The 23,319-nt window shown below is 63.7% G+C and carries 25 protein-coding genes, 1 tRNA gene and 1 pseudogene; 10 read left to right on the forward strand and 17 right to left on the reverse strand.

Annotated elements, in window-relative coordinates; all coding sequences use genetic code 11:
- Positions 1 to 63 precede the first annotated feature (63 nt).
- Complete coding sequence (locus GR328_RS22095; RefSeq protein ID WP_160887728.1) at positions 64 to 1,377, reverse strand: hypothetical protein; 1,314 nt, start codon at positions 1,375 to 1,377, stop codon at positions 64 to 66.
- 712 nt (positions 1,378 to 2,089) lie between these two features.
- Positions 2,090 to 2,350, reverse strand: coding sequence for a LuxR C-terminal-related transcriptional regulator (locus GR328_RS22100; RefSeq protein ID WP_160887730.1), 261 nt, complete (start codon positions 2,348 to 2,350; stop codon positions 2,090 to 2,092).
- A gap of 467 nt (positions 2,351 to 2,817) precedes the next feature.
- Here GR328_RS22100 and GR328_RS22105 point away from each other — a divergent pair, with 467 nt between their 5' ends.
- On the forward strand, positions 2,818 to 3,771 hold the full coding sequence (locus GR328_RS22105) for a carbohydrate kinase family protein (protein ID WP_160887732.1): 954 nt from the start codon (positions 2,818 to 2,820) through the stop codon (positions 3,769 to 3,771).
- A gap of 8 nt (positions 3,772 to 3,779) precedes the next feature.
- Complete coding sequence (locus GR328_RS22110) at positions 3,780 to 4,700, forward strand: pseudouridine-5'-phosphate glycosidase (RefSeq protein WP_160887758.1); 921 nt, start codon at positions 3,780 to 3,782, stop codon at positions 4,698 to 4,700.
- 262 nt (positions 4,701 to 4,962) lie between these two features.
- Here the strand turns inward: GR328_RS22110 and GR328_RS22115 are convergent, their stop codons facing one another.
- The 3 genes from GR328_RS22115 to GR328_RS22125 all read right to left on the reverse strand — a co-directional run bounded on the left by GR328_RS22115 (position 4,963) and on the right by GR328_RS22125 (position 6,658).
- Complete coding sequence (locus tag GR328_RS22115) at positions 4,963 to 5,385, reverse strand: hypothetical protein (RefSeq protein ID WP_160887734.1); 423 nt, start codon at positions 5,383 to 5,385, stop codon at positions 4,963 to 4,965.
- A 178-nt stretch (positions 5,386 to 5,563) separates the two neighbouring features.
- Entirely contained in the window at positions 5,564 to 6,049 is a 486-nt protein-coding gene (locus GR328_RS22120; protein WP_160887735.1) for a hypothetical protein, read from the reverse strand.
- Between the two features lie 60 nt (positions 6,050 to 6,109).
- Positions 6,110 to 6,658 carry a dihydrofolate reductase family protein gene (locus GR328_RS22125; protein WP_160887736.1) on the reverse strand — a complete coding sequence of 183 codons (549 nt, stop codon included), beginning with the start codon at positions 6,656 to 6,658 and terminating at the stop codon, positions 6,110 to 6,112.
- 255 nt (positions 6,659 to 6,913) lie between these two features.
- On the opposite strand from GR328_RS22125, the gene xth reads away from it, so the two are divergent.
- A complete protein-coding gene (gene xth / locus GR328_RS22130; protein ID WP_160887737.1) occupies positions 6,914 to 7,699 on the forward strand; it encodes an exodeoxyribonuclease III in 786 nt (261 codons plus the stop codon).
- Positions 7,700 to 8,012: 313 nt separating this feature from the next.
- On the opposite strand, the gene GR328_RS22135 is transcribed toward xth, so the two are convergent.
- The 5 genes from GR328_RS22135 to lipB form a co-directional block, all read right to left on the reverse strand.
- The gene (locus GR328_RS22135; protein ID WP_246216033.1) at positions 8,013 to 8,852 is read right to left on the reverse strand and encodes a tetratricopeptide repeat protein; all 840 of its coding nucleotides are present in this window, start codon (positions 8,850 to 8,852) and stop codon (positions 8,013 to 8,015) included.
- A gap of 437 nt (positions 8,853 to 9,289) precedes the next feature.
- Entirely contained in the window at positions 9,290 to 10,117 is an 828-nt protein-coding gene (locus tag GR328_RS22140) for a protein-L-isoaspartate O-methyltransferase family protein (protein WP_160887738.1), read from the reverse strand.
- A 56-nt stretch (positions 10,118 to 10,173) separates the two neighbouring features.
- Entirely contained in the window at positions 10,174 to 11,781 is a 1,608-nt protein-coding gene (locus GR328_RS22145) for a carboxyl transferase domain-containing protein (RefSeq protein WP_160887739.1), read from the reverse strand.
- A gap of 110 nt (positions 11,782 to 11,891) precedes the next feature.
- Positions 11,892 to 12,218, reverse strand: coding sequence for a hypothetical protein (locus tag GR328_RS22150; protein ID WP_160887740.1), 327 nt, complete (start codon positions 12,216 to 12,218; stop codon positions 11,892 to 11,894).
- Between the two features lie 95 nt (positions 12,219 to 12,313).
- Positions 12,314 to 13,006, reverse strand: a complete 693-nt coding sequence (gene lipB, locus GR328_RS22155; RefSeq protein WP_425487066.1) for a lipoyl(octanoyl) transferase LipB — start codon at positions 13,004 to 13,006, stop codon at positions 12,314 to 12,316.
- A 260-nt stretch (positions 13,007 to 13,266) separates the two neighbouring features.
- Here lipB and GR328_RS22160 point away from each other — a divergent pair.
- From GR328_RS22160 to GR328_RS22175, 4 genes are all read left to right on the forward strand, one after another.
- Positions 13,267 to 13,351, forward strand: a tRNA-Leu gene (locus GR328_RS22160).
- Positions 13,352 to 13,572: 221 nt separating this feature from the next.
- Positions 13,573 to 14,997 (forward strand): magnesium transporter, encoded by a 1,425-nt coding sequence (gene mgtE, locus GR328_RS22165; protein ID WP_160887742.1) that lies wholly within the window; start codon positions 13,573 to 13,575, stop codon positions 14,995 to 14,997.
- Between the two features lie 92 nt (positions 14,998 to 15,089).
- On the forward strand, positions 15,090 to 15,989 hold the full coding sequence (locus GR328_RS22170) for a glycoside hydrolase family 25 protein (RefSeq protein WP_160887743.1): 900 nt from the start codon (positions 15,090 to 15,092) through the stop codon (positions 15,987 to 15,989).
- A 188-nt stretch (positions 15,990 to 16,177) separates the two neighbouring features.
- Complete coding sequence (locus GR328_RS22175) at positions 16,178 to 17,350, forward strand: isovaleryl-CoA dehydrogenase (protein ID WP_160887744.1); 1,173 nt, start codon at positions 16,178 to 16,180, stop codon at positions 17,348 to 17,350.
- 5 nt (positions 17,351 to 17,355) lie between these two features.
- On the opposite strand, the gene GR328_RS22180 is transcribed toward GR328_RS22175, so the two are convergent.
- Positions 17,356 to 17,934, reverse strand: coding sequence for a hypothetical protein (locus GR328_RS22180; RefSeq protein ID WP_160887745.1), 579 nt, complete (start codon positions 17,932 to 17,934; stop codon positions 17,356 to 17,358).
- Between the two features lie 140 nt (positions 17,935 to 18,074).
- Here GR328_RS22180 and GR328_RS22185 point away from each other — a divergent pair, with 140 nt between their 5' ends.
- The gene (locus GR328_RS22185; protein WP_160887746.1) at positions 18,075 to 18,776 is read left to right on the forward strand and encodes a ribonuclease activity regulator RraA; all 702 of its coding nucleotides are present in this window, start codon (positions 18,075 to 18,077) and stop codon (positions 18,774 to 18,776) included.
- A 23-nt stretch (positions 18,777 to 18,799) separates the two neighbouring features.
- Entirely contained in the window at positions 18,800 to 19,633 is an 834-nt protein-coding gene (locus tag GR328_RS22190; RefSeq protein WP_343039453.1) for a YdcF family protein, read from the forward strand.
- Here the strand turns inward: GR328_RS22190 and GR328_RS22195 are convergent.
- Complete coding sequence (locus GR328_RS22195; protein WP_160887747.1) at positions 19,594 to 19,875, reverse strand: DUF3253 domain-containing protein; 282 nt, start codon at positions 19,873 to 19,875, stop codon at positions 19,594 to 19,596. The two genes, GR328_RS22190 and GR328_RS22195, sit on opposite strands and share 40 nt — an antisense overlap.
- On the reverse strand, positions 19,868 to 20,560 hold the full coding sequence (locus GR328_RS22200) for a DUF599 domain-containing protein (protein ID WP_160887748.1): 693 nt from the start codon (positions 20,558 to 20,560) through the stop codon (positions 19,868 to 19,870). The genes GR328_RS22195 and GR328_RS22200 overlap by 8 nt, the downstream gene beginning before the upstream one ends.
- A gap of 72 nt (positions 20,561 to 20,632) precedes the next feature.
- Between GR328_RS22200 and GR328_RS22205 the strand changes: the two genes are divergently transcribed.
- Positions 20,633 to 21,040 carry a rhodanese-like domain-containing protein gene (locus GR328_RS22205; protein ID WP_160887749.1) on the forward strand — a complete coding sequence of 136 codons (408 nt, stop codon included), beginning with the start codon at positions 20,633 to 20,635 and terminating at the stop codon, positions 21,038 to 21,040.
- Here GR328_RS22205 and GR328_RS22210 read toward each other — a convergent pair.
- The 4 genes and pseudogenes from GR328_RS22210 to GR328_RS22225 all read right to left on the reverse strand — a co-directional run.
- A complete protein-coding gene (locus GR328_RS22210) occupies positions 21,037 to 21,330 on the reverse strand; it encodes an acylphosphatase (RefSeq protein WP_160887750.1) in 294 nt (97 codons plus the stop codon). The genes GR328_RS22205 and GR328_RS22210 overlap by 4 nt on opposite strands.
- A gap of 6 nt (positions 21,331 to 21,336) precedes the next feature.
- Positions 21,337 to 21,747 (reverse strand): DUF6766 family protein, encoded by a 411-nt coding sequence (locus tag GR328_RS22215; RefSeq protein ID WP_160887751.1) that lies wholly within the window; start codon positions 21,745 to 21,747, stop codon positions 21,337 to 21,339.
- Positions 21,748 to 21,911: 164 nt separating this feature from the next.
- A pseudogene (locus GR328_RS22220) lies at positions 21,912 to 22,325 on the reverse strand (gamma-glutamylcyclotransferase family protein); the annotation flags it as partial.
- Between the two features lie 29 nt (positions 22,326 to 22,354).
- The coding region (locus GR328_RS22225) for a biotin/lipoyl-containing protein (protein WP_246216030.1) at positions 22,355 to 23,319 on the reverse strand (965 nt) is incomplete at its 5' end.

The raw sequence follows: 23,319 nt of genomic DNA on the forward strand, positions 1-23,319 counted from the left end.
ATGCAACTGAACCTGGAGTTCCGAAGGCAGGAGAGCGGGCATGCTCAATGCCCGCTCTGGCACTCACGCCGCAACGTCCAACGAGATTCCGCGAGCTTCTGCGAATGCAACGAGAGCGGATTCGCCGTCGACCCGATGACGCTGGTCGATCACCCACCCGTCGCCGTCCTGCACCACGATATAGCCCCGCGCCTGGAGGCGAGAGATAACCGCCTGAATTCCGCTCCTCTCAGTCTTCGTGACACCGCGTTCCGCGATGAAACGGTTGATGGCAGCCTGAGCAGCCAAGGCCAGATCGACCGCATCGGCACGGCTCGTCGGCTTCGCCTTCGCCTTGGCCTGAGCCGCAACGCGTGCCGGATCCCGGCGCACGGATTTCCAGCCGCCCCGGCCGGACACCTGAACTGGATCCAGGCTCAGATTTGGCTCCGCACGAGCCGCTACCGGTGTCTCTACGACGACGATTTTCGGGGCCGGAGGGGGTGCTGGAGGCTGCGACTGGCGAGAAACCGGGGCCTGGGACACCCCCCGGGTCGCGGGAACGACAGGCTTTTTCGCGACGGGTTGGGCAGTTGCGCGCTTCGGCTCCTTCAGTGCGGGTTTCTCCTCACGGCCTGCGACGATATCTTGCAGCCGGCGCTGCGAGGGCACAGGGGCTTCGGCAATCTCCGCCTGAACCTTCATACGCTCGGCTTTTGCCTTTTCGGCCAGAGCTTCGGCGCTCCGCCTGCCGAGATCGGCGAGACGTCGGTCGATGCCGCGCTTCTCCGCGATGGCGTCCGTCGCCGCCCGAATCATGCCGGCCTCCGTCTCGGAGATGGAGTTCTTCAGGCGCTCAGTCAGCTTGGCTTCGAGGCGCACGAGGGCGCCCTCGAGGGCTGTGCGAGGATCGACCGGCGCAGGATCAGCCCTGTGTACGGAATCCGTAACCGGCCCCTGCGGCGTCACGAGTGGAGCGGAAGAAGGCTTCTGCGGTGCAGGTTGCATACGTGGCGCAGGCTTCTGTGCGGGGAGCTTGGCAACCCGTGAAGAAGCCGTTTCAGACGCCGTGATCTTTGCAAGTTTCGAGAGATCCCTGACGCCGATCAAATCCAGGTCCTGCATCTTCCAGCGAATCTGGGTGATGGTCCTCCCGAGTTCTTCCGCGATTCGCTTGTCCGTCATGGGCGGGTCGGCCAACACCAACTCGCGCAGGCGCGCGACGCTCGCCTCGTCCCAGGGCTGATGAGGCTGGACGAGAGTGCCGATCAGCCGCGCTCTGGCATAGGTTGCAGGCACCGGCCTTCCGAGCTTCGCGGCGGTCACAGGGACCGGAATTCTTGCCGCACGGTCACGTCGCAGAATGTCGAGTTCTTCTTCCGTCCATACCCTGTTCACTTCAGGGCTCTCCTTCTCTCAATGAAGCTGAGATCCGGCGATCCTGCATCATCACCGAATGAAGATGCGGAATGAAAGGAGGTCGCCGGACCTTGCCGGCAACGGTAATCGTTCAAGCCGGCTGCGGGGGATAAGGCACCAAGACCAGGGTGCCGGTTTGTGCGGATCTCATCGCTCGGGGTGAGAATGTGGATCCGAAGCAAGATCGCGGCCTGTGCCCATGCCCCGGCAAAATGAGGCTCCTGACCAAGCAAATGCTTCGCCACGCTGGCCAGTGCGGTCTGATGAAATGGAATTGCCGATGCATGGGAATGTTCGGGTGGGAACGAGCCCGTTGTGTAGTCGGCTTTATTCGGAAACTCAACAACAGCTCTGCTCTTTCAACCGCGGCGAACCGCGCCGGCCGATTCCGTATGGCCGCCTCCGCTGGTCACGATCAGGAGACGTTGTCGGATCCATCAGAGCCCGGCGACAAGGGATGCCCCGGCCCTGCTGTTCACTTGTTCTCGGTGTGGAAGAAGGCTGATGCTGTCGTGCCGACCGCAATGAGCATCGGGTCGGTTTTTGCCCCTGCGGCGATCGCCACTAGGGCACCGGACGCAGACCACCGATTCCGGCCACTGCACAAGCGGGCCGGGCAACCAATGCAACTTGTCCCGCATCCTCCCTGTACGGCCCTTCCCCGACAGAACATTTCGGGCTGCCGCAGAGGTTACAGAACAGAAAGCCGCCCTGCTTGGTCGGCCATCGTCCTGGCTCTGGCCTTGCGGAAAACGGACCTGATGTGCTCCTTGACGGCGGCTTCGCTCACTGAAAGCTGGGCGGCGATATCGCCCAGTTCTTGGCCCGTGGTGAGGCGGCGGAGAACTTCCGTCTCCGGAAGCGACAGCGCCAAGTCACGATAATCCTGATGCCGTTCCCAGTCGCTGTTGAGCCTCTGGCACAAGCAGCGCTGAAGATCTCTCGCGGTCATTCCTGTCGCCCCTCCCATGGAGATTTCTCTTATTCTATCGGATTGCCGCATGGCTTACTTTGCCTGCTGTTGCAATTTCTGTGCCGTTTGTCTCAAGCGGGGCGTTCAAAGGGAGTAGCACCTCCCAGGCGAGGAGCAACAAAGCCACAAAAGTGCGGCCGCGGCACCGAACGCCACGCAGCGCGGGCCTCGGCGACAGGGTATGTGGGTCGAGCACACCGAAGCAGGAGTGCTTAGGGGCAAGAGCGGACAGGAACCCTGCTGCTCAACTGGCGGAGGCAGGGGATGTTCCGCTACCCCAGCGGATACCGATGATCGCAGTCGATCGGGACGACAAAGAGCACAGTGATGCTCAGAATGAGGCGAGCATCGGATTGGATCCCGAAGGGGGGTCCAATGTTGGGTCCGATGCTCTAGCCTATCAGTTCCCTAGGAAACGAGCGCCACAAGATGAAAGGCCTGCATGCATGAGCCCAGGGCAGATCCAAGTGACCTGCATCGGCGGTGCGACCGTCGACCGGAAGTACCGTGCCGGCAAGCCCGTCCAACTGAGGACCTCCAACCCTGTCACATCCGAACGCTCTTTCGGTGGGGTGGCGCGGAACGTGGCAGAGAACATCGCCCGGCTCGGAGTGAAATCCTCTCTCGTCTCGCTCCTGGGTCGAGACGAGGACGGGAATGCGATCCGAAGGGACCTCATGAGGCTCGGCATCGGCACACAGCATCTTGCGACCTCCGGAGAGCATCCCACGGCAGAGTATGTCGCGATCCTCGGCCCCGACGGCGATCTCGCTCTCGGCTTGGCGGACATGGCGATCTTCGACAGCCTCAGCCCATCCCTCCTGCACCAGGTCTGGCCCGAAACATCCTCATCGTGGGTCTTCGCCGACTGTAACCTTCCCTCGCCGACTCTGCATGATCTCCTTGATCTAGCTCGCCGTGACGCTCGGATGCTCGCGATCGATGCCGTCTCGACGTTGAAAGTCATGCGCCTGCCGCGCGACCTCAACGGCGTCGGTCTCCTCTTCCTCAATCTGGATGAGGCGCAAGCCTTTCTGGGGCATCCGAGCACGTCACCGCGTGAGACCGCGACCGCTTTGCTCGAATGCGGCGCCGCAAGGGTCGTCCTGACCCTCGGCGCCGGCGGGCTGATCGCCATGGATCGCACGGCATTCACGAGCGTAGCCTCGATGCCGGCCAAGGTCGTCGATGCGACCGGAGCCGGAGACGCTCTCATTGGCGGCACCCTTGCTGCCCTGTTCAGGGGCCAATCCTTGGCGGAAGCCGTGCGAACGGGTACGGTCGCTGCGGCATTGACCGTGGAGTGTCCGCACAGCGTTCGCCCGGACCTCTCGCCCGCCCTGCTGGCATCCGCCCTGGCGCGGTGCGCCGGCCAAAAAGCTGAAGGGGAATTCTCATGAGCCAAGCAATGACAGGCCGTTTCCTCGACGCCGCGCCCGAAGTCGCATCCGCCCTCGAACGCGGTCGGGCCGTCGTCGCCCTGGAATCGACCATCGTCACCCATGGCATGCCCTACCCGCAGAACGTGGCGACGGCCCGGGAGGTCGAGACCATCGTGCGGGAGAACGGAGCCGTGCCGGCGACGATCGCCGTTATCGCCGGACGGATCAAGATCGGCCTCACGGATGAGGAGCTCGAGTGGCTCGGGACGGCAAAGGACGTGATGAAACTCAGTCGGGCCGACCTGCCCTACGCCGTTGCTGCGAGGCGGCATGGCGCGACGACGGTCGCCGCCACCATGATCTGCGCTCATCTGGCAGGTATCCGGATCTTCGCCACCGGCGGGGTCGGCGGCGTTCATCAGGGAGTCGAGAGCACCATGGACATCTCGGCCGATCTCGACGAACTGGCGCGGACCCCCGTTGCCGTCGTCTGCGCCGGCGCCAAGGCCATTCTCGATCTGCCGCGAACCCTGGAATATCTTGAGACACGCGGCGTGCCGGTCATCGGATACGAGACCGACGAGTTTCCGGCCTTCTGGAGCCGGACGAGCGGGTTGCCCATTCCTATGCGGCTCGACACACCGGAGGCCATTGCCGATCTCATTCGAACCAAGGAGGCGCTCCGCCTCGACGGCGGCACTCTCGTAGCCAATCCAGTTCCGGAGGCGGATGAGATCCCGCCCCAGGAAATGAAAGGCTTTATCGACCAAGCGGTCGCCGAAGCCAGCCGCCGTGGCATTGCAGGAAAAGCCGTGACGCCCTTCCTCTTGTCGTTCCTGTTCGAGAGCACGGGCGGACGCAGTCTGGCCGCGAACATTGCCTTGGTTAAGAATAACGCAGCGCTGGCGGCGCGTCTGGCCGCCGCGCTGGTCCAGTCAGCGCCTTAGGGCATCGTGCGAGAAAGTGGACCCGGTTTTTCGCTCGCTCCCCCGCACCGTCACCCGCCCTGTGCCGGTGATCCCGGTCCGTCGAGCACCGCGCTTTTCGGGTCGGGATGGCTGGGACGAGCCCGGCCATGACGGGAGGGAGCCATGACACGGCGCCCGGCGCAACGTGCGATCCCGAAAGAGAGTGTTGGATGATGCTCTCGTCCAAGGAAGAAGCATGGATCGATCCCGGGCAAGCGGGACCGCTTTCATGTCTGGCGCCCTACGCCGCCGAGCGGACAGCAGGCTCCTCATCCGCAGCTTCCGTCGTATTGCGCTCAAGCTGAACTGCGTAAGCTGCCTCCAAGCCGCGAAAGCGCAGGGTTTCTTCGGGCTCCGTCAGACCCATTACGACCGGTACGCGCTGGGAGAAGCGGACAAGGGCGCTGCGCAGGCAGCGGACATTCCTGGTCACGGGATGAACGCCGGCGGCAGCGTCGTTCACCATTTCCCTTGCAGCGGAATAAAGATCGTCGACGGCTGCCTCGACGCCCGGATCCCGTGTCAGCAGGCTCATGGTGTTGATCAGGAGAACGCGCAGGTCACGCAGGTCGGCCTCCGCCCCGTGCTCCACAATCGCCTCCGTTAAGAGTTCAACCGCCGAGATCCTCTCGCGGATCGTCTCTGCGAAACTTCTGTCAATCATGAGCACTACCCCCGGTGAATCGCCTGGACACCTTTTATCGGTCGCGAAAAAGGATGCGCGCGCATGGTTAATGAATGCTTACAGAAGTCGCCAAAGCCTTATTTTCGGGGCTTTTAGAGGCCCGCCACCACATTCCTCTGCGGCAAGCACGCGGGGATCGCCGATACGGCTTGAAGCGTCAGCACCCCTCGCATACGCCGCGCCGGGCCTTCTGCTCCAGCTGCTCGCCTTCCCTGAGCAGTTCCTCCTCCCGGGGGGAAGGACCGATGGCGGAAGGCTCGCCCGGCCGGCGTTTGGTGCCGGAAATGCCGCCCGTCGTGGTGGCATCGGCCCCGCCCGCCCTGGCCCCTCCCGTGCTGCCTTCGTTGCCGGGTGGAGGCGTCGGAGCGGTGTTCGGCCTGTTCTGCACGGGTGTGCGACCGATATTCGTGTCCCGATCGAGCGGGGTCCGAGCCCCCTGCCTGAGGCGTGGAACGGCCATGGGATTGTCGGCTGAGGCGGCCTCGCCTGTCGCTGGCGCGGTGCTGCCGGAGGAGGTTCCAGTCCCACTCCCGCCAGCAGCGCCCCCTCCTGAGCCTCCGCCGCCCGACGACGAGCTCTGTGCCCAGGCGGTGCCGACCATAAGGCTGCCAACGATCAGAACGGCTGGAATGGCGAAGCGCATGCGATTTTCCCCGCAAGGGCTCTCGCACATAAACTCGGCGCGCGCCCGGAAAGTTGCAGATCAGCGCCGCCATACCACGAGGCTGACCGGCCCCGCCGGGTCGATCACCTGCCTGGCGCCGGGTTCGAGCCCAGATCCGGAGAGGACCGCCTCCGCGCTCTTGCCGGCATCGCAGGCGGAAAAGAGCGGAATTCCATCCGGAACCACGATTCCCTCGGCACGCGTGAGGTGAAATGCGTCGTAACCTATCCCGAGGAAAAGGTCGAAGACCCGTCGCCCGCCCGGCACTGCGACCCTGCCCCCATGCGGCAGAACCATGCGGATCGCCTCCTCCCATGAGAACATCTGCGGGTTCCACCACCACCCGTCGGCGCGCCGTTCGATGCCGCGTGACGAAGTGGACAGGACCACCCGCATGCGGTTCCTAGGGTTCGGATTGGCCTCGTGTCCCAGTCGCCCCAGCACCGTCACGTCGGACCGATTGAGTTCGGCCTGGAAGTAGGCCCAGTCCGCATCGTTGCGCAGCACGTCGGGGGTCAGGCCCGTGGCATCGGCAATGCGGTCATTATCCGAGACGATGGCATAGCCGTGGATTTCAGCGCGGGACATGGGGCACCTTTCGCTCTGAAACGCACACGAGTGCTTCGGCCAGGAGGATCCATAGCACCAGCGCATTCCGCATGTGCCAGAGCGCATGCGAGCCGAGTGGTAGCGCAAGGCGGACTGCGCTGTCGATGGGCTGAAACCAGGAGGGTTTCGGGAGGGCGTTACGGAACGCAACAATGGGGATGGCGGCAGGTGCCACCTTGCAAGCTTTCCGCGAACATCCGATGAAAGCTGAAAGAGACAGACGAGGCAGACGAGATGCGTATAGCGACGTGGAACGTAAACTCGATCAAGCAGCGATTGGATCACCTCGCCACCTTCGTGAGAAGCGCCGAGCCCGATGTGCTTTGCCTCCAGGAACTGAAATGCGTTGACGAGTCCTTCCCGAGGGCCGAAGTCGAAGCGCTCGGCTACAACGTCGTGACCCACGGCCAGAAGACCTATAACGGCGTCGCCATTCTCTCCAAGAGCCCGCTCGAGGACGTGCGGCGAGGATTGCCGGGAGACGAAAGCGATGAGCAGGCGCGCTACCTCGAAGGCGTTCTGTCGACTTCTGCGGGTGTCGTGCGGGTCGCCTCCATTTATCTGCCGAACGGAAACCCCATCGGCACCCAAAAATTCGACTACAAACTCGCCTGGATGGACCGGCTGAACGCCCATGCGCGCCGTCTTCTGGCGCTGGAAGAATCCCTCATCCTCTGCGGCGACTACAACGTGATCCCCGAGCCGGAGGATGCCGCCAATCCCGGTTCCTGGGCGAGCGACGCCCTGTTCCAGCCGGAGAGCCGAGGGAAGTTCCGGGAGCTCCTGAACCTGGGATTTGCCGATGCCCTGCGCGCCTGCAGCGATCAGCCGGGGCTCTACTCGTTCTGGGATTACCAGGCTGGAGCCTTCCAGCGGAACAACGGGATCCGCATCGACCACCTCCTCCTGTCGCCTCAGGCGCAGGACAGGCTGAGAAGCGCATCAATCCGCAAGGAGGTGCGCGGCTGGGACAAACCCTCCGACCATGTGCCGGTGATGGTGGATCTGGATATCGAATAGCGCATCGTGTGGACCCGGATGATGCGCTGCTTGAAAGAGCGAGCATCAGATCGGATCCCTCGGGCCGAATGTTCCAGGCCCCGGAGCGCCGCTCCTCGTCACGCCCTCCCGGGGTCATGATATTCCGTCATGGCCGGACACAGCCCGACCATCCCGATCCGCAAAGCGCGGCCCCTCGATCAATCGGGATCACCGGTACGAGGCCGATGATGACAGGAAAGGCGGTGATCACGCGGCGAGCGCATGCGGCGATGCCGACCATATCCCTCGTCCGGTCGGATGGAGAAAGAACCGGGCCGACCCCAACGATGCGCTAGTGGCGGGACTGGATGTACTGTTCGAGAAGAGCAAGAGCGAGCTTGCGGTCGCTCTCCCCCGCGTTGGCGAAGGCCTCCTCATAGAGGCTCTCGATCCACTGGTCCTTGCCGGACGCAGTCGCCGCCTCGCGGGCGAGCGTGAGCCACATGAGGCCCTTGGCTCGCTGACGAGGCACGCCCTGGCCGTTGATCAGCATGTGCCCGAGGAGAGCCTGGGAGGGCGGATGCCCCTTTTCCGCGGCCAGATTGAGCCAGCGCGCGGCCTGTCGCGGATCGCGGGAGACACCCGTACCCTCCATGTAGAGACGGGCGAGGTTGTATTGTGCGTTGGAATCGCTGAAGTAGGAGGCTGCGTAGCTGAACATCTCCACGGCACGGGCGGGATTGGCGCTCACATAGGTGCCCTTGATGCCATCCAGAAAATAGGTGCCGAGCGCCACGAACGCACTCGATACGACCATGGCATTGGGCGAATCCGGGCTCTCGTCCGCATGCTGATCTGCGAGCTTGGAGAAATATTCGAACGCCTTCAGGTCATCGTGCTCGACGCCGTCGCCGTCCGCATACATCCGGCCGAGCTTCCAGAGGGCGAGCGTGTGCCCCTGCCCCGCCGCATATTCAAGGGCCGCGGCGGCTCCGATCTTGTCGCCCGCATTGTAGTCGCGCATTCCGGTTCGCAGCGCCTCGCGAACCGAGCCGTATTTCACGGCCGGAACGAGGCCGGGCGTCAGCGCCTGCGTCAAAGGCTGGGGACGGGGCGCGGCATCGAGAGCGAAGGCCGAGGAAGCTCCCAGCAGCGCGAACGCGCAAGCGGCTACCGTCACCCGACGGTTCATCTGCTTCATCATGTCGATCAGGCGCGCGTGCATGGACTTCAACTCTTTTCCATCCGGTTCTCACGAGAGCCCCCTCCAGGATGGAACTTTCGTGATCTGCCATGTGCTGCGCCACCTATGCAATGATCCTCGCAACAGGCCGTCCGACAATGTTAATCGGCTGCACCCCTGAAGCGCCTCACTATAAAGCGTTGGTTTAGAAGCACTTTAGCTGACTTTTACAGGTGCTCGCGCTTTATGGCGGGATCGCGGCGACGCTCGGGCCAAGAGCGGCAGGATCAGGAAGGTTTCTGGGTGTTGCTCGGGCGCAACAACTTTTAACCCTCGTTTATTACTTTATAGCATTTACGAAGCTTGCTTCTCCCGTCCTCCAGGAGAGTCAGCCTAGACCATGATTCCGCTACGTAAGGTGCGAAAGCACACAGGATGGATAGGTTCTACACTTCCGCCGCCGCGGCGGAGAACCAGACGTGATCGTAAACGGCGATCGCAGTTCTATCCGGAGACCTGTCCTCGGTGAGCCAGATCGACTGCACGGCGGCAAGATCGGACTCTCTGAAGCGGTGCTTCGATCCCTCCTGTTCCGCGCCGCTGCACGAAATGAAGCCGACTGTCATGAGCGGCTTGGCACTGAAGCCGTCTGAGAGGCGGCGGACCAGAACGGCAGGCCCCCAGCCCTTGTGGGGCTGCCACGGGAAGATCAGGCGACCGCCCGGTCTGAGGGCTTTCAGCCATTCGGCATCCGGGGCCGTGACTCCGGCATTCACATAGATCACATCGGCATCAGGGAGCGGGCGCCCGAAGGCCGTTTCGGCATGCACAACCACATTGAATTGGCCGCTCAGGTTCCGTTCGGCCTTGGCGGCAAGATCAGCTTCGTATTCGAAGGCCTCCACATGCCCACCCGGCTCCACCAGACGCGCCAGGATCGCCGTGTAGTAGCCGGTGCCCGCTCCGACATGGACCACGGTTTCGCCCGGTTGGGGACCGACCGCGTCGAGCCAGGCCGCATGCAGCGCGGGTTCACCGTTGTTGATGCCGCGTTCCTTGTCGATGGCGACGAGGACGTTGTCGTAGATGCCTGCGATGTCATGGGTCTGGACCGAGATACCGGCGCTGATCGTGGTCCAGGGCGGCGGCGGAAGGAAATCCTCACGGGGAATGCCAGCAAACGCCAGTTCGATGCGCCTGTCGCGAAGACCGGTCAGGCGCGCAATCTGCTCGGCATACGCGGAGCGGTATGTCTCACGCGGATTCTTTGGCATATGTTGAAACCCGCTCCGGCTTCAACCGGTTCCGAACGAAGCGCGCATTGGCGGGCTTACATCCTGAACACTCCGAACTTCGTTTCGGGAATGGGAGCATTGAGCGCGGCCGAGAAGGCGAGCGCCAGCACGCGCCGGGTCTCGGACGGCAGGATGATTCCGTCATCCCAGAGGCGCGCAGTGGCATGATAAGGGGAGCCCTCCTCCTCGTATTTGTTGCGGATGGGTGCTTTGAAGGCTTCCTCCTCCTCGGTGCTCCAGGACTTGCCTTCGGCTTCGAGATTGTCGCGACGGACCGTGGCAAGGACGCTCGCCGCCTGCTCGCCGCCCATCACCGAGATCCGGGAGTTAGGCCAGGTGAACAGGAAGCGCGGGGAATAGGCGCGTCCGCACATGCCGTAATTGCCCGCGCCGAACGAGCCGCCGACGAGCAGCGTGATCTTCGGCACCTGGGCGCAGGCGACCGCCGTGACGAGTTTCGCGCCATCCTTGGCGATGCCACCCGCCTCGTACTGGCGGCCCACCATGAAGCCTGAGATGTTCTGCAGGAAAAGCAGCGGAATGCGCCGCTGGCAGCACAGCTCGATGAAATGCGCGCCCTTCAGAGCGCTCTCCGAGAACAGGATGCCGTTGTTGGCCACGATGCCGATAGGCATTCCCCAGATCCGGGCAAAACCCGTCACCAGGGTGGTGCCGTAGAGCCGCTTGAACTCGTCGAACTCCGAGCCGTCGACCAGGCGCGCGATGACCTCGCGGATGTCGTACTGCTTCTTGAGATCGGTGGGCACGATCGCATCGAGATCCTCGATCGCATATTTCGGCTCCACCGGCTCGGCGATGTCGATGTCGATCCGCTTGCGGGTGTTCAGCGTGCCGACGATGCGGCGCACGATGGCGAGCGCATGCACGTCGTCGGTGGCGTAGTGATCCGCGACGCCGGACTGGCGCGCATGAACGTCCGCGCCGCCGAGGTCCTCCGCCGACACCACCTCGCCGGTCGCCGCCTTCACCAGGGGCGGTCCGCCCAGGAAGATCGTGCCCTGACGGCGCACGATGACGGTCTCGTCGGACATGGCGGGCACGTAGGCGCCGCCCGCCGTGCAGGAGCCCATGACGCAGGCAATCTGCGGAATGCCCATCGATGACAGGGTCGCCTGATTGTAGAAGATGCGGCCGAAATGGTCCCGGTCGGGAAACACTTCCGTCTGGTGAGGCAGGTTCGCTCCACCCGAATCCACGAGATAGATGCAGGGCAGATGGTTCTCGCGCGCAATCTCCTGGGCGCGCAAGTGCTTCTTCACCGTCATCGGATAATAGGTGCCGCCTTTGATCGTCGAATCGTTGCAGACGATCATGACCTCTCGGCCCTCGACCCGGCCGATGCCGGTGATGATGCCGGCGCCGTGGATCGCGTCCTCGTACATGCCGTATGCCGCGAGAGAGCCGATTTCCAGGAAGGGAGCGCCCGGATCGAGCAGGCGCATCACGCGCTCGCGCGGCAGGAGCTTACCGCGGGCGAGATGGCGCTCGCGGGCCTTCGCGGGTCCGCCCTCGGCAACGGCCTGCCGCCTGGCCTGGAGGTCACGGGCAAGCTCCGCCCAGGCGGCGCGGTTCGCCTGGGCGGCATCCGAGGTGAAGTCGGCAGAAGTGGCGATAACGGGCACGGCTTCAGGCTCCCTGATTCTCTTGTGGTTCCGTCACGGCTGAAACGGAGGGCCCTCCGTCAGTCGCTGGGACCAGGGAGCCCGCGCAGCGCCGTTCGTGAGGCTGCTCGTCAGCCCTTGGCCCGAATGACGACCTCTCTCCGCACCACGCCGGAGCCGCAGCGGTAGGCGATGCCGCGCACCAGCGACCAGTCGCGGGAGTTCTGCTGCAGATAGAGATGCGTGCCGCCCAGGGCGACCACGGCCTCCTTCATGCTGTCGAGCGCGGAGCCGAAGCCGGGGGTGGTCGGCACCACGGGACTCACCTCTCCCAAATTCTGACAAACCCGCACGTCAGCCGGCGAATCGACGACCTTCACCAGATCCACCGGATCGGGGCGGTAGCTGCAGGCCGAGACGCCGAGGAGAAGAAGGGAAGCAAGGAGGGTACGTTGCATGAAATATCCGCCAGTGATCATCCGTTTGCTCTAGCTTAGAGCACGAAGCGGCCGGGAGGAGAAGCCTGACCATGGCCGATGTGAAAAACTGTCCCTCAGTGGCCGGGAAGCAACGGCGCTTCGACCCTCTCGGTGGGACCGAAGATCTCCTCGAAGGCTTTGCGCATGACCGCATCGACCTCGGGCATGGTCACGGGAATTCCGAGATCCACGAGGCTCGTGACCCCGTGCCGGGTCACGCCGCAGGGAACGATCCCAGAGAAGTGGGACAAATCCGGCTCCACGTTGAGGCTGATCCCATGGAACGTTGCCCAGCGCCGGACCCGGATTCCGATCGCCGCGATCTTGTCCTCGGCCGTCTCGCCTTTGTCGGGCCTGCGTACCCAGACACCGACCCGGTCCTCCCGGCGCTCACCCCGGATGTTGAAGGCCGCGAGGGTCTCGATCAGCCAGGCTTCGAGGGCGGCCACATAACGGCGCAGATCCGGCCTGCGGCGCCTCAGGTCGAGCATTACATAGGCAACCCGCTGGCCCGGGCCGTGGTAGGTGTATTGCCCGCCTCTTCCCGTCTGATGGACTGGGAACCGGTCCGGATCCACGAGGTCTGTGGGCTGAGCCGAGGTCCCGGCCGTATAAAGCGGGGGATGTTCCACGAGCCAGACGAGCTCACGGGCTCGCCCATCGGCGACCGCCTGAGCTCGCGCCTCCATGAAGGCGACCGCCTCTTCGTAGGGCGTCAACCCTTCGGCGATGGCCCATTCGATGCAATCCGATCCGCCTTCGCTCAAGAATCGGTCGGCCAAGCTGTCGCGCAGGTTCGACACCGTTTCTCCTTCTGCTCACCGCGGGCTGTTGTGGTCCCGAAGAACGGAGCGGTCAATCCACCCCGGAATCTGCCCTTCATATAGGGATAGAAGGCCGCGCCATGCACGCCTTCCCAAACGAAATGTCGAGTTTCGCGACGGAGTGAAAAGATGGGCTTGCGGCGCCGGGATCGATCTGTTAGAGCCACCACCACCTCAGGAGAAACGCTCCTGAGGCGAGTTCCGCGGCCATGGCGGAATTGGTAGACGCGCTAGCTTGAGGTGCTAGTGGGGAGACCCGTGGAGGTTCGAGTCCTCTTGGCCGCACCAACTCACCGGATGCCTTTGGGCATGACAAAGAGGCTCCCTCCGGGGGCCTTTTTTGTTGCTCGAATCCTGTGGCGCACTAGGTTTCCGAATCTTCCCCTCGCAAACCTGAATCATTCTTTCAGGAACGGCGACTAAGCCTCCATGAACTGGGCCTTTCAGGCGCATTGCGCTGACTTGCACATGCTCCTAAAAGGCCGGCACAACCTTCCAAGGACAGGCGCATGATGGAAGTCGAAAACAGCGCGACGCTTCCACCGCCCGACGGGCCGATCCCTCCGCCCCTGGCTTTCAGGGATGAGGAAGGTGAGCTCAATCCGGAATTCCTCGCCGCCGCTGCGGATGCCATCGAGGCCTCGGATGCCGAGCGGCTGCGGGAGCTGGTGGAGGACTTCCACGAATCCGAGCTCGGCGACCTGCTGGAAGCCCTGGCGCCGGAGCACCGGCCTCGCCTCATCGAACTTCTCGGCTCGGCCTTCGACTTCACGGCGCTGACCGAGGTGGACGAGGCCGTCCGTGAGGAGATCCTCGAGGAACTCGAAACCTCGACCGTGGCGGAAGGCGTCCGCGACCTCGATTCCGACGACGCCGTCACGATCCTGGAAAGCCTTCCGGACGAGGAAAAGGCCGAGGTTCTCGAGCAGCTCCCGGCCATGGAGCGGGTGGCGCTCCAGCGCTCCCTCGACTATCCGGAAGACAGCGCCGGCCGGCGCATGCAGACCGAGTTCATCGCCGTGCCGCCCTTCTGGACGGTAGGACAGACCATCGACTTCATGCGCGAGACGGCGGACCTGCCCGAGACCTTCTACGAGATCTTCGTCATCGATCCGGCAGGACATCTCCTCGGAGCCGTCGCCCTCGACCGCCTCCTCCGCTCCAAGCGTCCCATCACGATCCAGGAGATCATGGATGACGAGCCGGACCGGGTGGAGGCCACCGAACACCAGGAGGAGGTCGCCCGCCTCTTCGAGCGCTTCAATCTCGTCTCCGCCGCCGTCGTGGATGAGGCGAACCGCCTCGTCGGCGTAATCCTGGTCGACGACATCGTCGACGTGCTGGAGGAAGAGGCTGACGCCGACATCAAGCAGCTCGGCGGCGTAAAGCCGGACGAGGAGCTCTCTGACACGATCCTGTACACCCAGCGCAGCCGCTTTCCCTGGCTCTTTGCCAATATGTGCACGGCCTTCCTCGCGGCGGGCGTCATTCGCGCCTTCGAGGATTCCATCCAAAGCATGGTGGCGCTGGCCATCCTCATGCCCATCGTCGCCTCGATGGGCGGCAACGCAGGCACGCAGACCATGACGGTGGCCGTCCGCGCACTCGCCACGCGCGATCTGGGCCGGTCGAACGCATGGCGGATCATCCTGCGCGAGGCGGCCGTCGGGCTCCTCAACGGCATCGTCTTCGCCGTCATCATGGGCGGCATGGCGGCCCTGTGGTTCCAATCCCCGGAGATCGGACTGGTGATCGGCCTCGCGCTCATCACCGTGCTCACCTTCGCGGCCCTGGGCGGGATCTTCGTCCCGCTGACTCTCAACCGCATGGGGGTAGACCCCGCCGTTTCCTCTGGACCGTTTGTCACCACGATCACCGATATCGTGGGCTTCTTCTCCTTCTTGGGAATAGCGACGCTTTGGTTCAATCTGTAATGTGATTGCAGCGACCTGATCGTAAGGAGGATGTTAACCCAGTTCGGGCATCCCTGATGCGATCAAGTTCTGCGTTCATTACAGATAGCCCGATGAAGACACGCCGCCGCTCCCCCCGCCGCTCCGAAAGCTCCGGTCTGACGACGTTCCTTCGGGTCGCCCGGTTCGGCACCCTGGCCGCCGTCGCCTTCGGCCTGGCCTCCTGTGCCATTGCACCCTCCTCCAGCCGTTATCCCATGAAGAGCGATGCCCGCCCGCATCACGGCGTGGCCAAGGCTCATCGTCTGCCGATTCACGGGGTCGACATTTCGAAATGGCAGGGGGATGTGGACTGGGCCTCCTTGCGGAAGGCGGGCACGAAATTCGCCTTCATCAAGGCCACCGAGGGCGGCGATCACGTGGACAGCCGCTTCCTGGAAAACTGGCACGGCGCGAAGAGGGCCGGCATTCCGCGCGGAGCGTACCACTTCGTGTATTGGTGCCGCCCGGCCCATGAGCAGGCGGCCTGGTTCAAAAGGAACGTACCGGCCGATCCGGACGCCCTCCCCCCGGTGCTCGACGTGGAATGGAACGGCCAGTCGGTGAACTGCCCGAAGAAGGTTCCGCGCGAGCAGGCGCTCGCCATGATCGATGTCATGCTGCGGGAGATGGAGGCGCATACGGGCAAGCGCCCGATCATCTATACCGACATCACCTTCCATAAGGAGATCCTGGAAGGGGAGTTCACCGATTATCCGTTCTGGATCCGCAGCACCGCAGCCGAGCCCCACGAGCGCTATGCCAACCGACGCTGGACGTTCTGGCAGTTCACCACCACCGGCCGCGTGCCGGGCGTGAAGGGGGACGTGGACCGCAACACCTTCTACGGCACCGAGAATCAATGGCGGATGTTTGTTCAGAGCGCCTGCGACCCCCGCGATTACCGCCGGCTCGCCGTCGCCGGAAAGTGCCTGCCTCTGGATCCGATCCAGACAGCCAGCATCGACGAGTAAGGCGCATTTCTTGGCCTCTCTTTGAAGCCCCCTCCCGCAAGGCAGGGGGCTTTCCATTGGCCTCCTCCATTCGACCAATTTCCTTGAGCCTCCCGCTTGAAAAGGTCAGCACTGCTGTCCAGGATCATGGCAGAACGACAAGCGAACCACGGCGCACCCGACGCCGATGGGCGATGGAGGACCTCAGGATGCTGCCGAACGCCGCAAAAGCCTTCAACTTCGATCTCGGCGAGACCGCCGACGCGATCCGCGAGACGGTGCGCGACTTCGCGCAGGAGAAGATCGCGCCGCGCGCCGAGGAGATCGATCGCACGAACCAGTTCCCGCGCGATCTCTGGCCGCAGATGGGCGAGCTCGGCCTTCACGGCATCACCGTCGAGGAGGAATACGGCGGCACGGGCCTCGGCTATCTTGAGCACGTGATCGCGATGGAGGAAATCTCCCGCGCCTCGGCCTCCGTCGGGCTTTCCTACGGCGCGCATTCCAACCTCTGCGTCAACCAGATCCGCCGCAACGGCAATGACGAGCAGAAGCGGCGCTACCTGCCGAAGCTCATCTCCGGCGAGCATGTGGGGGCGCTCGCCATGTCGGAGCCTGGCTCCGGCTCGGACGTGGTCTCCATGCGCACCCGCGCCGAAAAGCGCGGCGACCGCTATGTGCTCAACGGCACTAAGATGTGGATCACCAACGGCCCCATCGCCGAGACCCTCGTGGTCTATGCCAAGACCGATCCGGAGGCGGGCCCACGCGGCATCACGGCCTTCCTCATCGAGAAGGACTTCAAGGGGTTTTCCACGCACCAGAAGCTCGACAAGCTCGGAATGCGGGGCTCCGACACCTGCGAGCTGGTGTTCGAGGATTGCGAGGTGCCGGAGGAGAACGTGCTCGGGCAGGTCGGCAAGGGCGTGAGCGTGCTCATGTCCGGCTTGGACTACGAGCGCGCCGTGCTCGCGGCCGGGCCGCTCGGCATCATGCAGGCCTGCATGGACGTGGTGCTGCCTTATGTGCACGAGCGCAAGCAGTTCGGGCAGCCCATCGGTGAGTTCCAGCTCGTTCAGGGCAAGGTCGCCGACATGTATGTGACCATGAACGCGGCCAAGGCCTATGTGTACGCGGTGGCCAAGGCGTGCGACCGGGGCGAGACCACCCGCGAGGACGCGGCGGGCGCGATCCTCTATGCGGCCGAACGGGCGACGCAATGCGCCCTCGACGCCATCCAGCTCCTGGGCGGCAACGGCTATATCAACGATTACCCGACGGGCCGCTTGCTCCGCGACGCGAAGCTCTACGAGATCGGCGCAGGCACCAGCGAGATCCGCCGCATGCTGATCGGCCGCGAGCTGTTCAACAAGACGGCTTGAGGACGTCAGATCGTCCAGACATCCCGCGTGATGGCGAGCAGGGACAATCCCTGCTCGCCCCTCCGGAAGATCAAACGCAGGCTCTTCCAATCCAGCTCCAAGAGGCTGCTTTTGCCCCTGATGTGAAACTCGACGACAATGCCGTCGGGTGCGAACTCATGGTTGTTGTTGATGTCGTTCCCCCGCCGGCGCGGCTCGTTGTAGAGAACCTCGTCCGCTTGCCGGTAATCCGCGGTCCAGACGAATTCGTCGAAGTAGCGGCCGCAGGTGATCTCGATGGGATCGCCGGTCCCGTCCATCTCTCCCCAGTGCCGCGCCTGCGGATCGCTGGCGCAACGCTCGATCTCGCTGCGAGACAGCCGCACGGTGCCGTCGTGCAGCATCACGTAAGGACTGACAGCAAGCCCTTCCTCGCTGACGAAGGTCGCCAGCTTCCCGAAATCTCTCCGAGCCAAAGCGTCCAGAACCTCGGCGGCCGCTCCCTGAGCCATTTGACGAGCGCGCTCGGGCGCAATGCCTGATCCAGAAACCACCTGGTCGAAGAAGGCCAAACTCTGGAGCAGCAGAGCAGCGTTGCGGTTCATGAGCATTCCGGAGGGATTGCACTGTTCGTATTGCTCATCGACGATAATGCAATGTTGCTACGAAAAGACCAGTGCTCCTAAGGTGGCAATCCGCGCGCCTGCCCGTTATGAGTAACCTATCCCAACGTCAGGAAACTCCCATGACCCTCGACAAGACGATCGCCGACGCGCTGCGCGCCGCCTCCACCGCCACCATCACCACGGTCCTGCTGAAGAAGGGCATCCGCCGCTGCTGGATGAAGGGGCCGATGCCCGCCTTCAACGCAACGGAGAAGACGGTGGGCCGCGCCTTTACCCTTCGGTTCGTGCCCGCCCGCGAGGATCTGGCGACCCCTGAATCCTGGGCGTCCCCGATCTCCACCCGCGCGGCCATCGAGGCTATGCCCGAAGGCTGCATCGCGGTCGTCGACTCCATGGGCGTGGCCGATGCCGGCATCTTCGGCGACATCCTCACCGCGCGTATGAAGAAGCGCGGCGTCGCGGCCCTCGTCACGGACGGCGTCGTGCGCGATGCGGTCGGAGTCGAGGGCACCAACCTGCCGGTATGGTGCGCGGGGGTTGCCGCCCCTCCGTCGGTTGCGGGCCTCACCTTCGTGGGCTGGCAGGAGCCCATCGGCTGCGGCGGCGTGGCGATCTTCCCGGACGACGTGATCGTCGCAGACCGGGACGGCGTGGTGGTCATCCCGGCCGCTCTCGTCGAGGACGTGGCGAAGGCCGCCGTCGAGCAGGAACGCTACGAATTGTGGGTGATGCGCGAAGTAGAGAAGGGCGTCCCCCTCCCCGGTCTCTACCCGCCGAATGCGGAAACGAAGGCCCGCTACGAGGCCGAGTCCAAGGCTTAAATTTCGAACGCAAAGGATGGCTGGTGTTTTACTACGTATCCAAGATCGCCTGGTTCTTCGCCACGCCATCCAACCTGCTTCTCAGCGCCATTCTGCTGGGCCTCGTGCTCGCTCTCTTCGCACCCTTGCGGACATTCGGGGTCGGCCTGGCGCTCGTCACGACCGTGACGACGATCGCTCTCGGCCTTCTGCCCGTTGCCACCTACCTCATGGTGCCGCTGGAAGAGCGCTTCCCGCTGTTCAAGGACGACGGGAAGCCGGTGGACGGAATCGTCCTGCTCGGCGGCGCGGTCGATGCATCCGATTCGCTCTCGCGCGGACGCATCTCCGCCAATGAGGCGGCGGAGCGCGTTCTCGATACGATCCAGCTGGCTCATCGCTACCCCCAGGCGCGGATCCTGATTTCAGGCGGCGGCGGCACGGTCTTCGGCGACGGCCGTGCCGAGGCTCCCGTCATCGCCGACTATTTCAGGAGCATAGGCATCGATCCCGCCCGCATCCTCGTCGAGGATCGCTCGCGCACCACCTCGGAAAACGCGCTCTACGCGCGCGATCTGGCGAAGCCGAAGGAAGGCGAGCGCTGGCTTCTCGTGACCTCGGCCTGGCACATGCCGCGCGCCGTCGGCGTGTTCGAGAAGGCGGGCTTTTCCGTCACCGCCTACCCGGTGGATTTCCGCACCGGCGGCGGATCCAACAACCTTCGCCTTTTCGCCTTCGTGTCCGATGGGCTGCGGCGGCTCGACGTGGTCACGAAGGAATGGGCGGGACTGGTCGGATACTATCTGACAGGGCGCACGAACGTTCTGTTTCCCGCCCCTCACTCCTCATCGGACGCCGTGGGAAGCGCGAGCCTGTAGGTGCCGCGAAAGTCGTCCGGATCGACGGGCCTGCCCTTTCGCAGGATCACCACGCGACCCTCCTTCATCAGGCGCACCGCAATCCTTCTCACCGGCTGCATCAGAGGCCCCCATCCTTCCGGCTGATTGCCGCCTACGGCCTGAGCTACGTCGGAGGGACCGATGGTCTTGCCCGGACCACGCTCGCTGAGCAGCGCCAGCAGGGCCGTTTCGAGGGCTTCCGTATGGGTGTCTCTAACCATGTTCGCCTCCGAGGGCCGCATCGTGCGCATCCGACATGAATTGCCGTCGCCACATGACGAACAGCACGCCTGCCGTCGCTGCGATGAACAGGTAGGCGCTGATGAACCATCCGAGATAGGCGAGCGAGAAGAAGAATGCCCGCTGTCCCCTGTTGAAATGCTTGCCGGCCACCACATTCATCGCGGCTGCCTGACGCGCCACCGTAAGAGCCTCTTCCCGGCTGCCCTCCTTCAGAACGGGAACGGAGCCGACGATGATCGCCATGTAATTGAAGAGGCGGTAGGACCAGGCGAACTTGAAGAATGCATAGACGAAGATGATCGCGAGTCCGATCACCTTCACCTCCCATCCCAGGCGCGTCGGCGGCAGACCGAACGGCAGGTCCGCAAAAATCGGCAGAACCTCCTCGGTCGAGCGCAGGAGAGCCAGCGCGCCTCCGATGGCGATGAGGGAGGTGGAGGCGAAGAAGGCCGTGCCGTTCATCAGGGAGGCCATGATCGTGGTGTCGACGATCCGGTTCTCGCGCACCACCAGCTGCTCCATCCAGCGGAAGCGATACTGATTCATCACCTTGTTCAGGCTTCTCTGCCCGGCGCCGGTCAGCTCGACGGCGGTGTGATAACCGAACCAGGCCAGGATGAAGAAGATCATGGCCGCATGATCGACGAAGGTGAACCCGAGCAACCCATGCCTCCCGTTGACTCTGCCGCTATCATGCCCAGTTTGTGGAATGCCTCAAAGAGGAGCGGACCGGCGATGCCTCAGACCATCACACGCGGCTACAAGACATTGCTCGATGAAGCCAGAGCAAAGATCCGGACCCTTCCGACCCAGGAGGCCATCTCCCTGCACGGGCGCGAGGACGTGCTCTTCGTGGACCTTCGCGACCCGCGCGAACTCGAAAGGGAGGGGCGCATCCCCGGAGCCGTGCACTGCCCGCGCGGCATGCTCGAATTCTGGATCGACCCTGAAAGCCCCTATCACAAACCTGTTTTCGTCCAGGACAAGACCTTCGTGTTCTTCTGCGCGGGAGGCTGGCGCTCGGCCCTCTCAGCCGCGACGGCACAGGAGATGGGCCTGAAGCCCGTGGCTCATATCGAGGGCGGCTTCACCGCATGGAAGGATGCGGGCGGCCCTGTCGAAAAAAGCGAGGAAAAGTCCTAAGCGGTTCTTCGCACCTCGAAGCCACTCGCGCCACCGAGTTCGTGATCCGCTCCCTCCACGGGCTCGACCAGTTGCACCAGAGATCCGGCAGGCCCCTGATGGCAGGCCTTCAGCATTACCTCGACCATCTCGCCCGGTCCCGAGAACACAGCCTCGACGCTTCCGTCATGACGGTTGCGGACCCAGCCTTTCAATCCGTGCAGCTGCGCCTGATGCTGGATCCAAGCGCGAAATCCTACGCCCTGGACCCGTCCGCGAATCAGCACATGTGCAATTCGGTTCGACCTCATCGTTCCTCAAGAATGTACATGGCGGGCGTCGGTATGGCGTCCTGAATAATCCTCATCGAGGGTCCTGATGATACGCTCGGCGTTCTGCGGGTCCACCCGCCGCAGGATCTCGTCGATCTTGGCCTCCATACGGTCATCGCCCTCCTTCGATTGGGGCGAACCAACATAGAGAAGGATCGCCAAGCCGCCCACCTGCCAGAGAAGCTGCAGGAATTCGGACTGCCAGTTCTCCAGGGTGTCGCGCATCATCTCGACGAGATAATCCGACATCAGAATGGGCTGTGCGTGAGCCTGCTGCTCGCTGACATAGGCAAACCAGCCGAAGAGCCAATGCCCGGCCAGGGATATCAGAAAGAAACCCAGGGTCACCCAAGCGTAGCCATAAGCCTTCCAAATCGATCTTGCTTTCGTCGTCATCGTGCATCTCTTACGCAACACGAGACTCAACGCGCGCCTACGGCAAAGGTTCTGATGAGGGGGTCTTGAGAATACTATTTGCGGATCGTACCAGAAGGCGCGACGAAGAGCGGGCGGACCTTCGGCTGCCGCGGAACGGGAACAGGAGAGCTTTGCGCCCTTGGCAGCCAAACCCCGAGGCTTCGGACATATTCGTCCGGCAGACCTGCATGGGCCGCCGCCTCGATGACGCCTTCCATATAGCCGGGCCGAGGTGTACCGGGTTTGGCGTTGCGCCCGATATAGATGACGGCGCGGCGCGGCCCCTGTTCCGTGACCACGGGTTGGACCACCTTCGCGTAGAGCCCGGTCGAGAGGCTCTCATAGCGGTCGAGTGCGGGAACGTCCGCCAGCGCCAGGTCCCACACCATGCCCCAGACCACGCGCTGGGGATCGCGCACCACCGTCGCGTATCCCTCATCGAAGATCATGAAGCGGTGGCGCATGAGCCGCGCGATGCCCACCGGCTTCGATCCCGGGCAGCGTTGGAGCATGGCAGCCCGGTCCATGTTGGAGCCGTAAGCGAAGTAGAGGGGCATGAGAACCTGCCTGACTGGGCCGGTCACTCTTAGGCGAATTCGAGAATGACCGCGTCGACGGCAAGGCTTTCGCCTTCCTTGGCGTGAATTCTGGCAATAGTGCCGTCGCGCTCGGCGCGCAGCACGTTTTCCATCTTCATCGCCTCGACAATGCAAAGCGGCTCACCCGCCTTCACCTCCTGGCCCTGGGCCACGCTGATCGCCTTCACCAGGCCGGGCATGGGACAAAGCAGCTGCTTGCCCGTGTCCGCCTCCTGCCGCTCGGGCATCAGCGCCGCAAGCTCCGCCTCGCGGCGGGTATAGACACGCACCTCCGCCGAAGCCCCCGCATGGGAGAGGCTTATGCCATTGAGGATGGCACGCACCTGAACCGCAACGGGTTCGCCCCCGACCGTGCCGGTCCAGACCGGCTGGCCTGGCACCCAGCTGGAATCGATGGGCCAGGACCGGCCGTCGATCACCACCGCGAAGCCGTCATCGATGTCCTCGATCACCACGTCGTGACGCTGGGAGCCGAGAAGCACCACGCGCTCCCGCTCGAACGTCACGGCGGAGGCATGGCGCATCTGGCCCGAGATCTGGCGTTTGCGCTCGTTCATGAGATGGTCGATGGCTGCCCCCACCACCGCCATCCGCAGAGCCACCTCGCCCTGCGGCGCTGGGGCCTTGAACCCTTGCGGGAATTCCTCCGCGATGAAACCGGTGGAGAGCGTGCCGCTCCTCCAGCGGGGATGCTGCATCAGGGCCGACAGGAATGGGATGTTGTGGCGAATACCCTCGATGGCGAAGGCGTCGAGCGCGGTGGCCTGGGCCTCAATGGCCTGCTCGCGGCTCGGCGCATGGGTCACGAGCTTTGCAATCATCGGGTCGTAATAGATCGAGATCTCGCCGCCCTCGTAGACGCCGGTGTCGTTACGTACAGTCACGCCATCGATTGCGCCCTCCTGCGGCGGGCGATAGGTCACCAGCCGGCCCGTCGACGGCAGGAAGTTGC

The sequence above is a fragment of the Microvirga makkahensis genome (assembly GCF_009830105.1).
Lineage (GTDB): Bacteria > Pseudomonadota > Alphaproteobacteria > Rhizobiales > Beijerinckiaceae > Microvirga > Microvirga makkahensis.